Raw genomic sequence first — 12324 nt, 5'->3', positions numbered from 1 at the left:
GTCACTCCTCCTCATGGGCCGTCTCCAGACGGCTGAGGAATTCACCGGTCCGGGCCGCCTGTGGGTTCTGGAACAACTGTTCCGGCGGGCCGTGTTCGACGATTCGCCCGTCGTCGAGGAAGATGATATCCGACGCCGCCGACCGTGCGAACCCCATCTCGTGGCTGACGACGAGCATCGTGATGCCCTCGGCGGCGAGGTCCCGCATCACGTCGACCACCTCGCCGACGAGCTCCGGGTCCAGCGCGCTGGTCGGCTCGTCGAACAGGAGCAGCTTCGGGTCCATCGCCAGCGCGCGGGCGATCCCGACCCGCTGTTTCTGCCCGCCGGAGAGTTCGGCGGGATAGGAGTCAGCCTGGTCCGAGAGTCCGACCTGCTCCAGATGTTCGTAGCCCTGTTCTTGGGCTGTCGCTTTGTCCATGCCGCGGACTTTCCGCAGGCCGAGTGTGACGTTCCCGAGCGCCGTGAGGTGGGCAAAGAGGTTGAAATCCTGAAATACCATCCCCACCTGTTTTCGGAGTTCGTTCACGTCGGTGTCAGCGTCGGTGACGCAGTCGCCATCGAGGTAGATGTCGCCGCTGTCGATCTCGGTGAGGCGATTCACACAGCGCAGCATCGTCGACTTCCCGCTGCCGCTGGGGCCGATAACCACGTCCACGTCGCCGGCGTCCATCTCGAAGCTGACGCCAGAGAGCACCTGTTCCTCGCCGTAGGACTTGTACACGTCGTCAAGCGCCAGCAGTGGGTCGCTCACGCCCGCTCACCTCCGGGGATACTGAAGTGATCGTCGAGGCGGTCGAGCGAGCGATTCGTCACGAACGTGAGAACGAAGTAAATGAGGCTCACAGTCAGGAAAATCTCAAGTGCAGCGGTGCTCTGACCGCCCTGATAGAGGTTCTGGCCGACGGTCAGCAGTTCGCCGAGGCCGATGACGATGGCGATACTCGTGTCTTTCAGGACGATCGTGAACTCGTTCTGGAAGCCGGGCACGCTCCGGCGGAGCGCCTGCGGAACGACGACGCTGCGGATGGCCTGGAACCGACCCATGCCGATGGCGCGAGCGGCTTCCAGTTGCCCCTCGTCGACGCTCTGGAGCGCGCCGCGGAAGATCTGTGACTGATAGGCGGCGCTCCGGAGCCCGAGGGCGATGGTCGCCGTCACGAAAGCGCTGCTCGACACCGAGAGGCCGAAGAACAGCAGGATAATGATGACGAGCAGCGGCGTTCCCCGGAGCACGACGCCGGCTGTCTCGACAGCGCGTTTGAGCGGGCCGCGGCCGTACACCTCGACGGCTCCCGCCGGGAACCCGAGTAGAAAGCCCAACAGGATGCTCGCCGCTGTCAGGGCGACCGTGACACCCGTACCGACGAGTAGCAGGTCGAGGTTCTCGATGACGAACGCCCAGTCACTCTGCAACGGGAGGGGAGGCATCGGTTACTGCTGGCCGAACCACTTGTTCGTCAGGTCCTGATACGTGCTTCCGTCCCTGACGGTGGACAGACCGTCGTTGAGCGCCTGTGTGAACTCGTCGTCGCCATCACGGACGCCGAACCCGAAGTTCTCGCCCGTCTCGTAGGTGAACGCGATGGTGACCGGGCGCTGAGCGGCGAAGGTCTGTGCGACCGGTTCGTCGATGACCACGGCGTCGATGTTGCCGTTCTGGAGGTCCTCGACCGCCAGCACGTAGTTGCCGTAGGAGTTGTAGTTCGACTCATCGAGGTTCCCCGGCGAGATGAGTTCGTCCTGTACCGTCGTCTCACCGGTCGTCCCCTTCTGTGCGCCGATGGGACGGCCGGCGAGGTCCGACAGCGAGGACGGGGCGAAGTCGCCGTCTTCCCGGACGACAATGGCCTGGTTGGAGCTGTAGTAGGGGTCAGTGAAGTCGATGGTCTGGTCGCGCTCGTCGTTGATTGTCATCCCCGCGGCGACCACGTCGATGTTTTCGTTGGTCAGCGCCGGAATCAGGGACTTGAACTCGTACTCCTCCCAGCCGGCCAGGGTGTAGTCGGTCTCGTCGATGACCGCTTCGAGCAGGTCGATGTCGAACCCGACGAGTTCGCCGTCCTGCTTCATCTCGAACGGGGGGAACCCCGGTGCAGTTCCGGCAGTGATTTCGGTACTGCCGTCGCCGCCACCGCCGCCGAAACAGCCGGCAAGTGAAACGGTCACTGCGGTTCCACCGACCGTGGAGAGATACTGGCGTCGTGAAAGGCCGTCGTCTGACATAATCCCCACCACACGACAGACCGGAATATATCTTACGTGTTAACCACAGGGGTGGTACTCGTGTTCAATCGTCAGCGCGTGCCGTGCGCTGGCTGTCGGCCGATTGCACCGACGGCGACTCACCCGTGTCGGTGTAGGCCCACGCCGTCGCCGCCACCATCGCGCCGAAAATGAGCTGTGCGGCCCCGTGGTGGAGTACCTGCGCCGTGGCACCGAAGTTGAAGATGGTGTTCGCGCCGAGGAGGACCTGTACCGGGAGCACGACCGTGGCGACGGCGGTCGCGAGCTTGATCCGCCGGCTGTACTCGCCGCGCCACGCGGCGATTGTCGATCCGAGAATACCGAAGCCGGTAACCATTGCGACTAAACGATGGAACCACTCGACGAAACTCGCCCAGTTTGCGGGGAACAGCCCCATCCAGCCGTCACAGAACGGCCAGCGTGCCTCACAGGTCAGCCCAGCGCCGATAGCACCGGTGTACACGCCAAGCAGGATGAGTGCGAACGTCAGCACCGTCGTTGTCGCCACCAGTCGGCGGAAACGGGTGGTCATACCTAGATCTTCGGTCGCACGTACTTATGCTCTCTTTTCGCGCTTGCCCGATGAGTACAATTATCTTTACTGATACTCTCGGAGTCATCTTTATCCACAGGTGTGTTGGAATGGAACATAGCTAGCTCATGTTCGAACAGATCCGTACCTACATCTATGGCCTGGGGTCCCGCTCTTCGGACGCTACGGCCCGACGGGCGGACGGAGGACTCATCGCGAGTGACGGGCAAACCCGCTTTCTGGCCGACGCCATTGACCCGAACTCGCCGCGCCTCAACGACTGCTTCGACGACCCCGATACGGCCGCTATCGGGACCCAGCACGTCGAGCGGCAGTTCGAACTCGAACCTGACGAACTCCGAGCACTGATCGACGAATACGAAACCGCCGGGATTAGCCAAGGTGAGTTCATCGAGGCCCAGGGGTTTGTCACCGAATCGCTCGTCGAAGGTGCGTTCGATCAACTTCGGGACGAACTCGGCCCGGATGCTCAGGCCGCCATCGACTCCGTCGAGGCCGAACTCCAGAAGGGGCTGGAAACGACACAATATGTCTCCCGGACCGGTGTCGATGCGTTCGGCGACTCGTCGTCGGAGTCCGACGACGACGGCGGACTCAACTACCACGACGTGTTACATCACATCGGAACGCCGCTCTTCATTCTGGATACGAACGGCGATATCCTCACCTGGAACAGCTCACTGGAGCACCTCACCGGGGTCTCCGAGGCCGAGGCCCAGGAGATGGAGATGGCGAGCATGGCGTTCTATCCGGACGGACGACGGGGACAGACTCTCGCCGACAAGGTCCTCGACGCGCCGGAGGCGACACACACCGAGTACGACGTCCCGAAGGTCGAGGACGAGGACTTCACGCTGTACCGCGACACGAGCGTGATGGCCGACCAGCACGGGAACGAACGCCATATCTCGTTCAGCGCTGCTCCGATTTACGACGGGGACGGCGAACTCATCGCGGTCGTCGAAATGGTTCAGGACCGGACTGACGAGGCCAACCGCCACGAGGCCATGACAAGTCTGGTCGATGAGGTCAAATCGACTATGGCTGCACTCAAGAACGGCCGCCTCGACGCCCGGGCATCGTTTGACCGGACCGACGGCGGCGAGTACGTCGACGACCAGTTGTACGAGGTCGTTACTTCGCTCAACGACATGGCCGAGCAGGTCGAGAAACTGGCGGATCAGGTGGACGAGCAGACGCAGCAGCTTGCGACCACTATCGAACAAGCGAACTCGTCCGCAGCGGACGTCGAAACCCGGGTTACCGAGCAGACGAACTCCCTCACACAGGCGGCCGATAACATCCAAGATATCGGGGCCGGGATGGAAGAGGTCGCCGCGACGTCTAGCGAAGTGGCGTCGGCAGCACAGCGCGCGAAGGCGGCCGCAGAAGACGGGTCAGACGCCGGTGAAGCAGTCATGGACGTTACCGACGGGCTCGCCGAGACGAGCGAGGACCTTGTCGACACCGTCACAGACCTCGACGACCAGATGGACGAAGTGAGCGAGATCGTCGAGATAATCGCCGACGTGGCGGAGCAGACGAATATGCTCGCACTGAACGCCAACATCGAGGCGGCCAGAGCCGGCGAAAGTGGGAGCGGGTTCGCCGTCGTCGCCGATGAGGTCAAGACACTCGCTAACGAGACGAGCGAGTACGCCTCAGAGATCTCGACGAGCATCACCACGATTCAGGATCAGGCGACCGAGACGGCCGACATGGTCGAAACCTCCCACGAACAGGTCGAGCGTGCGGAGTCCGAGATCGCGGACGCACTGGATGCGCTGGACGAGATTTCCGACGCCGTCGAGGAAGCGACGAGGGGCATTCAAGAGGTCGCCGACGCCAACGACGATCAGGCGAGCGCTATCGAGAACGTGACTTCGATGGTCGAAGACGCACAGAACCACGCTCAAGAGGCTGAAACGGCGACGAAGGAGATTGTCAAGGCCACCGACAGCCAGGAAGACGCGGTCACCGAACTGACCGACCGAGTCAGCGAACTCACCAGTACGAACTGAAGTCCGAAGATGGTCCAGTACGACGATATCCCGACGGTGGGTGCTTTCCAATTGATGGGACACAACCGGGGCAAAAACCGCCGCAATCGGCCGATATTCGACAACCGTCGTTGTACCGCTCGTTCGTTGACGGTAAACTTGTCTTTTTTACAGTTGGGTTCGACATCCGGGTATGGGACTTGACGAGGACGCACTGGAGTACCACCGGAGCAAGCCGCCGGGGAAGATAGAGATCGCGACGACGAAGCCGACGAACACACAGCGTGACCTCTCGCTGGCGTACTCGCCCGGCGTGGCCGCACCGTGTGAGGAGATCGACAAAGATCCCGAGAAGGCCTTCGAGTATACCGCAAAGGGGAACCTCGTGGGCGTCGTCTCCGACGGATCCGCCGTGCTCGGCCTCGGTGACATCGGTCCGGAAGCCGGGAAGCCGGTCATGGAGGGGAAGGGCGTGCTGTTCAAGCGATTTGCCGATATCGATGTGTTCGACGTGGAACTGGACACGGACAACGCCGAGGCGATGATACAGACGGTAGAGGCGATGGAGCCGACCTTCGGCGGCATCAATCTCGAAGATATCGCCGCCCCGGAGTGTTTCGAGGTCGAGCGCCGACTCAGCGAGAAACTCGACATCCCGGTGTTCCACGATGACCAACACGGGACCGCGATCATCTCCGGCGCGGCGCTGGTCAACGCGGCCGACATCGCCGACAAGGAACTGGCGGACCTAGAGGTCGTCTTCTCCGGGGCTGGAGCGTCCGCGATTGCATCCGCGAAGTTCTACGTCTCGCTGGGCGTCTCGAAGGACAACATCACGATGTGTGACTCCTCGGGCATCATCACCGAGGAACGAGCGACGCACGAAGACCTCAACCGATTCAAACAGGAGTTCGCCCGTGACATCCCCGAGGGCGATCTGGCCGACGCGATGGACGGAGCCGATGTGTTCGTCGGGCTCTCCGTCGGTGGCATCGTCGACCAAGAGATGGTGCGGTCGATGGCCAGCGACCCCATCATCTTCGCGATGGCGAACCCGGACCCGGAGATCGCCTACGAGGATGCCAAATCCGCCCGCGACGACACAGTCATTATGGCGACCGGCCGTTCGGACTACCCGAATCAGGTCAACAACGTCCTCGGATTCCCGTTCATCTTCCGTGGCGCGCTCGACGTGCGGGCAACCGAAATCAACGAGGAGATGAAGGTTGCCGCGGCCCGCGCGCTGGCCGACCTCGCCAAGCAGGATGTGCCCGACGAGGTCGTCAAGGCCTACGGCGACCAGCCGCTACAGTTCGGCCCCGACTACATCATTCCGAAACCACTGGACCCGCGGGTCCTGTTCGAGATCACTCCCGCGGTCGCAGAGGCCGCCATCGAGAGCGGCGCGGCACGGACGGAAATCGACACGGAAGCCTACGTCGAGGAGCTCGAAGCGCGGCTGGGCAAGTCCCGCGAGATGATGCGGGTCGTGCTCAACAAGGCCAAGAGCAACCCCCAGCGGGTCGTACTCGCCGAGGGCCACGACGAGAAGATGATCCGCGCGGCCTACCAGCTGGTCGAACAGGGTATCGCCGAGCCGATACTCATCGGCGACGCCGACCGCATCGAGTCCACGCGCCGGAAGTTCGGCCTGGAGTTCGACCCCGTCGTCGTCGACCCCGAGACCGCTGACGTGGCCGACTACGCGGACCGCCTGTACGAACTCCGCCAGCGGAAAGGCATCACGCGTCGCGAGGCCGACGAACTCATTCGGGACGGGAACTACCTCGGCAGCGTGATGGTGGAGATGGGCGACGCCGACGCGATGCTGACCGGGCTCACCCACCACTACCCATCCGCCCTGCGCCCGCCGCTACAGGTCATCGGCACGGCCGACGACGCCGACTACGCGGCCGGTGTGTACATGCTGACGTTCAAGAATCGCGTCATCTTCTGTGCGGACACCACGGTCAATCAGGACCCCGACACGGACGTGCTGGAGGAGGTCACCCGACACACCGGGGAACTGGCCCGTCGGTTCAACGTCGAGCCGCGGGCGGCCATGCTGTCGTACTCGAACTTCGGTAGCGTCGACAATCCCGGAACAAAGAAAATCCGCCGCGCGGTTTCGCGCCTGCAGGACGACGAGCGCGTGGACTTCCCGGTCGACGGCGAGATGCAGGCCGACACCGCCGTCGTCGAGGACATCCTGCAAGACACCTACGAGTTCTCCGAACTCGACGATCCCGCGAACGTCCTCGTGTTCCCCAACCTCGAAGCCGGGAACATCGGCTACAAGCTCCTCCAGCGGCTGGGCGGCGCTGAGGCTATCGGTCCGATGCTCGTCGGCATGGACAAGCCGGTCCACGTTCTCCAGCGTGGCGACGAGGTCAAGGATATCGTGAACCTCGCGGGCGTCGCTGTCGTCGACGCACAGCAGGAGTAACCGACTACCTGTCTTTTCGCAGGAACGTATCCGTCTGTGAGGGAGTTATAGAACTGTTGTCAGGTCCGAGTTGAAACGGTCGGTACAGTCCACTTAGTGACCACTGTGTTTCACTCAGACAAGCGCAGAACAGCCTACTTCTGTAGGTCGAATGCAACTGCTACCTGTTCAAGTGCCGGATATACGAACCGATATCGACCGGAGACGAGTTCAGGACATACAATAAAATCTTTCTCGTCAGGAACAACCCCCTCTTCGGTCAGACGGAGCGACCATTCAAATACCTTCCCAGGCGGATTCTCAGTACTCATCTCTATGTATTCAAAGTCATCATCTCCAGTTTTACCACGAACATCTTGCCATCCATCTTCAGTGAGAAGCTCGATCTGGTACATGTATTTAAGACCCAGACTGATGGTTCTATTAGATGTGTTTGTCAACGTGATTTGAGCTGTGTCACCGTATTCAAACGCCGTATCATTAATCCGTAGAGATATATTTTCAGTATCTCCCCATGAAATGTCGTCATACCTTGGCGGGTGGCGAGTGAAGTTGCTCTTCTCACATGAAAACCCTTTCACCGGCTCCCAAGGACCACCAGTTGGCCGAACGTGGCCACTGAGTTGACTCTCTGTCATATTTTCGGCATTTCTGGCTGTTTTTTCATCAGTATTCTCGGTTTCCGTTTTTGCAGCTGTCTCGGTCGGATTGCTACTGATGCTCGAACAACCGGCGAATCCGAGGAAGCTGGTGGTGGCTAAAAGGTAGTGTCTTCGACGCATGCCTGCCGATATTATGTATCTTGTATAATATGTTTTGTGAGCAAGACCTGTGTAATATTCTTAGATTTAACGTGTACGCAGTCCTACTGTGCAGTCTATTCAGACTAGTCTGACTGAAAGCAACACTAGTTGTATGATACTCTGGTCCGATTCTATCGAGGTACGCGGAGTACCCCCTCGTAAAAGACACAGCGTTCTGGCCCGTCGCCGGAACGCGATGTCACGTATCGCCTCGCCGTCGACCACAGGTCGGCGGGTGGACGAAGAGTGCGTCGATGACCGCCACAGCGCCAACGAGTGATGCGCCAGCGGTTGCTGCCTGCATAGAGAGGCCCAGAACGACTGCGGCGGCGAGTGTGAAGACGAACACCGCAGGGATGACGGCGAGTACGAGGTCGTGCCGCGTCGGCGACTGACGCGGCAACAGCTGTTCGGCGTACTGTCCGCTGAAACCGTCCGGTCCGTCAGTTCTGGTACTCAACGTAGCTCACCTCCCACCGTATACTATCCCATTTCTAATACATAAAATTTGGTCTGTGTGACGTTCCCCGAACGTACATGGTAACAGGTACGACTATTTCTATAACTTATGGAAGCTATTTCTAGTGAAAGGCGACCGATAGAGAGCCACGGAACCAGTGGATACGATATTTTCTGCCCGTGATCGGATTTCAGCTCGGAGCCACAGTCGCATGTGATATTTCAAGCATGACAGTTGGTGCTGAGCGAGGCGTTGCTACGGCTACGTGCTACTATCGACAGCGGTGTGAGAGAATCCGGTACCGGGACCGGCGAGGGCGCCGGCCGGGTTCCGTCAGTCCGACGCGCCGCCACGCTCCGCGCGCGACGGCGGCGGGACGCGTTCGTTTACGGTCGGCGCGTCAGGGAGGACACACCGGTCCGGCTCGCCGTTGACGTGGGCGTACTGGTCGGGGGCGTTCGCCAGCGGATGGGCGGGGTTGCGGTCGCCGGAGATCCGCGCGGCACGGACCTCGCCGAACCCGTTGATACGTGCCTGAATCCCGCGCCAGTGCAGTCCTGTCGCCGGTGGGACCGACACGGAGTGTGGCGGATCGTAGGCAGAGCCGTGAGAGGCCAGTACCTCCGCGTTCACGTTCTCAGCGAGCTGGTCGTGGTCGATGAGTAAGCCGACGCGGGCGTTGGGCGGGGCCCGTCTCGCAAGCACGTCGAGTCCCAGATGGAGCGCCCGATACTCCGCGACGTTGTTGTCGGGACAGGTGTCCGGGACAGATAGCCTGACAACGCGCTCACCGTCGAGAGTTTCGACGACGACACCCAGCCCGCCTGTCGGGCTGTCCGCCTCGCTGTCGGGCGATGTCGTGCCGTTATGGGGTCTGAACGACCCGTCTGTGGCGATGTAGAAGTCTCGATGGTGACTCCGCGGCGGATGCGCGATGTGCGGCGTCGGTGATTCATCGAACAGGTCTCGAAGTGACGGCCGGCCGTAAGCGGCCATAGTTTCCGTTGGGTGAGCAAGGTATAAATATATTCCCTCGACAGGGATGTCGTCCCAGTACAGCGGTTTGGACGGCCCACTGGGTAGGCCAGCTTCCATTTCAGGCCCGCATCCCGCATCGAATCTGTTAGGGGATGAGAAAGAGTTATATCGACGTAGTTCCATGTTACCAATACACATGACTCCGACGAAAATTCGTGAGCGACTCGAAGAGGCAGACGGTCGGGTCGACAAAGAGCAGTTCGTCAGCGCGTTAGAGTACGTTCGAGACGACGGTCGCAGCCGTCGCTAATCGGTTTTTGTTGACTAGCGGCGGAGCGCGTGACTAGCGATAGTGGACGGCGAGACTAGCGGGTGTGAGCGACGCCTGTCGGGCTACCGCGGCTACCCTGCTCAGTCGTCGGTGAGTTGCCAGCCGTCGCCGACTGATTCGACGACGCCGCGCCGCTCCATCTCGGTGGTAACCTCGCCCAGTCGGTTCGGCTGTGCGATCTCCAGGTCCGTGCGGCTAACGCCGTGGTACTCCCGCAGTAGCTGGCGGATGTCGTCTTCGGTGTGGGTCTGCTGGTCGCTCTTCGCCATCACGCCCGCGGTGAGTTCGATCATGTCTTCCACGAAGTTCCAGGGGTAGACGACCCAGGTCCACTCGTCGAGGCGTTCGCCGACGAACTCCGGTTCGTGGTCGCTGGTCTGGAGCAACTGGAGCGTCGCCGTTCGGACGCTGCTCGGGTTTTGGTCACGTACACACTCAGCGGCCGTCTCGATTGACTGGCCGGTGTCGGCGATGTCGTCGACGACCAGTACGTCCTTGCCCTCGACCGCGCCGTCGGCCAGCGGGTACTTTATTTGGGCCTCCTCGCCTTTCGCCGCGGTGCCGACGTAGTGTTCGACCTTCAGGCTCGCCAGGTCGTCCAGCCCGAGGAAATCACAGAGACAGCGCCCGCCGAACCAGCCGCCGCGTGCCAGCGCAACGACCACGTCGGGCTCGAACTCGGCGGCTTTCACGTCGTTGGCTACGTCTCGACAGAGGCCGTAGATGTACTCCCAGTCGGTAATGGTGCACGAAAACTCGTCCGGTAGCTCGCCCATACGAGATGGCGTGTGTGGCCGGACTTAACCGTTGCATATTCCGCATCAGTTGCCGAACACGGTCGAACCGCTACGCGTCCGGGTCGCCTTTCCGGAACTCACGGAGGAGGACCGTCGCATAGCTCCCCTTCGGTAGCGAGAACGTGAACGTCAGGTCAGCACCGTCGCGCTCGACACCGAGGTCCGTCCGGAGCAGAACGGCCCGCCGTGTTCCGTCGCTGTCGAACGCCCCCGGGAGGTCGAAATCGCCCTGTTCGAGGCCCACATCGTCGAGGACTTCACGGGCGATATCGCCCGGTTCGCCACTGCCCAGCTCGGTGTCGGTCCCGACCAGCGGCGCAGTGACGAACGCTCGCCCGCGCTCGCAGTGGCGCTCGACGGTCGAGAGCCGCTTCGCCGTGACCTGCTGGGTGCGGTCGGCATCCGGAATCGGGAAGTCCTCGGGCGCGTCGCTGTCCCGGAAACAGACCACATCGCCCTCGACGGGGCGGTCGAAGGGGAGCCCACGGTCCAGCCGCTCGGAAAGGATGCGGTTGAACACGTACGACTGGGCGGCGTTGACGAACAGCGACTGGAGGTTCGACGGCAGCGCCTCCAGCGCCTCGCGGAAATCTTCCGGCTCGTCGGCCCCATTCTCGACCAGCCGGTGACAGATGGAGCGTTCATAGCCCAGCGCGCCGGGGAGCTTGTCCAGCGCGCCAGCCCAGTCGTGGGTTTCATCCACGTAGGCTCTAGCCTCTTGCGTCGATTCGGGTTCGCGCTCGTTCGGGTTCCCGACGTAGGCGAGGACCGCGTCCTGCCACTCGCCGCGGGCGATGGCCAGCCCGACCTCGTGGGTGACCGGCCGGCGCGACCCGAACCGCTGCTGGCCGAAGTAGTTGGGAACGCCGACCGTCGTGTCGCCGTCCGGCAGCGTGGCGTCGCCGGCGCGCTCCTCGCTCGCGGCTGGGGTGTCCCCGCTAGCGAAGGCTTGGAGGTCCGCCACCACGCTGGCGGCGTTGTCGGTGTTCTCGGTATCCCGGACGACAATTTCGAAGGCATTGCCCGCCAGGTCGCCGAAGAGAATCGGACGACCGGCGCGGCCGATGACCTCGATATCCGTACCGCCGATTTCGGGCAGGTCTTCAGCCGCGACCCCCTTCACCGAGAACAGCTGGGTCGTGACCGCGCGCTTGTCCTTCGTCCCCGCCCACGACACCCGCTCGCGGGAGATGCCCAGCCGGTCCGACAGTTTGCTGGCGAAGTCGTTGGTCTCCCAGTTCCGTAGCTCCGCCCGGAAGACGAGATGCGGGTACGCGCCAGTGTCGGCACCAATTGGTTCAGTATCGAACGCCTCTAACTCCCGAACACGGAAGTCCGCGGGGGAGGCGCGGAGGCGGCCGCCCACCCCATCGGCGTCGCTGACGTAGTACTCCATGCCGACCGCTTGCTCGATAGAGTGGGCCGCTCTCATTGTGTGGATGTTCGCGGGTCAGCGCTTATGGTTGGCGTTTGCGGACTCCCCACCGTCCCGCATCACGGCCAGCACCTAGTGTTATCACGGCACACATACTATCTGTGACTAGGTCGTGGCTGTGTTGGCGACCGGAGACCACCACGATGCCAAAGCTAGCATGCAAAAGTTGCGGACGAGAGATAACGTTCGACAGGGACGGCCAGGAGTCCCGCGCACCGATGCGGTACTGTCCGCGCTGTGGCGAGGAGTTCCCGCCGCGCGACGAGTGGTAGGT

The 12324-nt window shown here is 61.9% G+C and carries 12 protein-coding genes; 3 read left to right on the top strand and 9 right to left on the bottom strand.

Annotation, left to right across the window (positions count from 1 at the left end):
- Position 1 precedes the first annotated feature (1 nt).
- From C444_RS05150 to C444_RS05135, 4 genes are all read right to left on the bottom strand, one after another.
- Complete coding sequence (locus tag C444_RS05150; RefSeq protein WP_004591421.1) at positions 2 to 754, bottom strand: amino acid ABC transporter ATP-binding protein; 753 nt, start codon at positions 752 to 754, stop codon at positions 2 to 4.
- Positions 751 to 1431, bottom strand: coding sequence for an amino acid ABC transporter permease (locus tag C444_RS05145; protein ID WP_004591420.1), 681 nt, complete (start codon positions 1429 to 1431; stop codon positions 751 to 753). The genes C444_RS05150 and C444_RS05145 overlap by 4 nt, the downstream gene beginning before the upstream one ends.
- 3 nt (positions 1432 to 1434) lie before the next feature.
- Positions 1435 to 2226 carry a basic amino acid ABC transporter substrate-binding protein gene (locus C444_RS05140; RefSeq protein ID WP_004591419.1) on the bottom strand — a complete coding sequence of 264 codons (792 nt, stop codon included), beginning with the start codon at positions 2224 to 2226 and terminating at the stop codon, positions 1435 to 1437.
- Positions 2227 to 2290: 64 nt separating this feature from the next.
- The gene (locus C444_RS05135) at positions 2291 to 2779 is read right to left on the bottom strand and encodes a COX15/CtaA family protein (protein ID WP_004591418.1); all 489 of its coding nucleotides are present in this window, start codon (positions 2777 to 2779) and stop codon (positions 2291 to 2293) included.
- Positions 2780 to 2907: 128 nt separating this feature from the next.
- Here C444_RS05135 and C444_RS05130 point away from each other — a divergent pair, with 128 nt between their 5' ends.
- Positions 2908 to 4821, top strand: a complete 1914-nt coding sequence (locus C444_RS05130; RefSeq protein ID WP_004591416.1) for a methyl-accepting chemotaxis protein — start codon at positions 2908 to 2910, stop codon at positions 4819 to 4821.
- A 172-nt stretch (positions 4822 to 4993) separates the two neighbouring features.
- Complete coding sequence (locus C444_RS05125) at positions 4994 to 7246, top strand: NADP-dependent malic enzyme (protein ID WP_004591414.1); 2253 nt, start codon at positions 4994 to 4996, stop codon at positions 7244 to 7246.
- Positions 7247 to 7380: 134 nt separating this feature from the next.
- On the opposite strand, the gene C444_RS05120 is transcribed toward C444_RS05125, so the two are convergent.
- From C444_RS05120 to truD, 5 genes are all read right to left on the bottom strand, one after another.
- Positions 7381 to 8028, bottom strand: coding sequence for a hypothetical protein (locus tag C444_RS05120; protein WP_049909138.1), 648 nt, complete (start codon positions 8026 to 8028; stop codon positions 7381 to 7383).
- Between the two features lie 220 nt (positions 8029 to 8248).
- A complete protein-coding gene (locus C444_RS05115) occupies positions 8249 to 8509 on the bottom strand; it encodes a hypothetical protein (RefSeq protein WP_004591409.1) in 261 nt (86 codons plus the stop codon).
- Between the two features lie 333 nt (positions 8510 to 8842).
- The gene (locus C444_RS05110; RefSeq protein ID WP_004591407.1) at positions 8843 to 9505 is read right to left on the bottom strand and encodes a ribonuclease H family protein; all 663 of its coding nucleotides are present in this window, start codon (positions 9503 to 9505) and stop codon (positions 8843 to 8845) included.
- Positions 9506 to 9898: 393 nt separating this feature from the next.
- Positions 9899 to 10594, bottom strand: a complete 696-nt coding sequence (locus C444_RS05105) for a phosphoribosyltransferase (RefSeq protein ID WP_004591403.1) — start codon at positions 10592 to 10594, stop codon at positions 9899 to 9901.
- Positions 10595 to 10664: 70 nt separating this feature from the next.
- Positions 10665 to 12047: a tRNA pseudouridine(13) synthase TruD gene (truD, locus tag C444_RS05100; protein WP_004591401.1), complete on the bottom strand. Its 1383-nt coding sequence runs from the start codon at positions 12045 to 12047 to the stop codon at positions 10665 to 10667.
- A 146-nt stretch (positions 12048 to 12193) separates the two neighbouring features.
- Between truD and C444_RS22905 the strand changes: the two genes are divergently transcribed.
- Positions 12194 to 12322 carry a hypothetical protein gene (locus C444_RS22905; RefSeq protein ID WP_275039445.1) on the top strand — a complete coding sequence of 43 codons (129 nt, stop codon included), beginning with the start codon at positions 12194 to 12196 and terminating at the stop codon, positions 12320 to 12322.
- The last annotated feature ends 2 nt before the right edge of the window (positions 12323 to 12324 follow it).

It is taken from the genome of Haloarcula japonica DSM 6131 (genome assembly GCF_000336635.1).
GTDB lineage: Archaea > Halobacteriota > Halobacteria > Halobacteriales > Haloarculaceae > Haloarcula > Haloarcula japonica.
This window is presented reverse-complemented; position numbering and strand designations above follow the sequence as displayed.

What these genes read in the sequence shown, in the direction of transcription:
- C444_RS05145 (WP_004591420.1), bottom strand. Translation starts at nt 1,431, where the DNA reads ATGCCTCCCCTCCCGTTGCAGAGTGACTGGGCGTTCGTCATCGAGAAC.
- C444_RS05140 (WP_004591419.1), bottom strand. Translation starts at nt 2,226, where the DNA reads ATGTCAGACGACGGCCTTTCACGACGCCAGTATCTCTCCACGGTCGGT.
- C444_RS05135 (WP_004591418.1), bottom strand. Translation starts at nt 2,779, where the DNA reads ATGACCACCCGTTTCCGCCGACTGGTGGCGACAACGACGGTGCTGACG.
- C444_RS05130 (WP_004591416.1), top strand. Translation starts at nt 2,908, where the DNA reads ATGTTCGAACAGATCCGTACCTACATCTATGGCCTGGGGTCCCGCTCT.
- C444_RS05125 (WP_004591414.1), top strand. Translation starts at nt 4,994, where the DNA reads ATGGGACTTGACGAGGACGCACTGGAGTACCACCGGAGCAAGCCGCCG.
- C444_RS05120 (WP_049909138.1), bottom strand. Translation starts at nt 8,028, where the DNA reads ATGCGTCGAAGACACTACCTTTTAGCCACCACCAGCTTCCTCGGATTC.
- C444_RS05110 (WP_004591407.1), bottom strand. Translation starts at nt 9,505, where the DNA reads ATGGCCGCTTACGGCCGGCCGTCACTTCGAGACCTGTTCGATGAATCA.
- C444_RS05105 (WP_004591403.1), bottom strand. Translation starts at nt 10,594, where the DNA reads ATGGGCGAGCTACCGGACGAGTTTTCGTGCACCATTACCGACTGGGAG.
- truD (WP_004591401.1), bottom strand. Translation starts at nt 12,047, where the DNA reads ATGAGAGCGGCCCACTCTATCGAGCAAGCGGTCGGCATGGAGTACTAC.
- C444_RS22905 (WP_275039445.1), top strand. Translation starts at nt 12,194, where the DNA reads ATGCCAAAGCTAGCATGCAAAAGTTGCGGACGAGAGATAACGTTCGAC.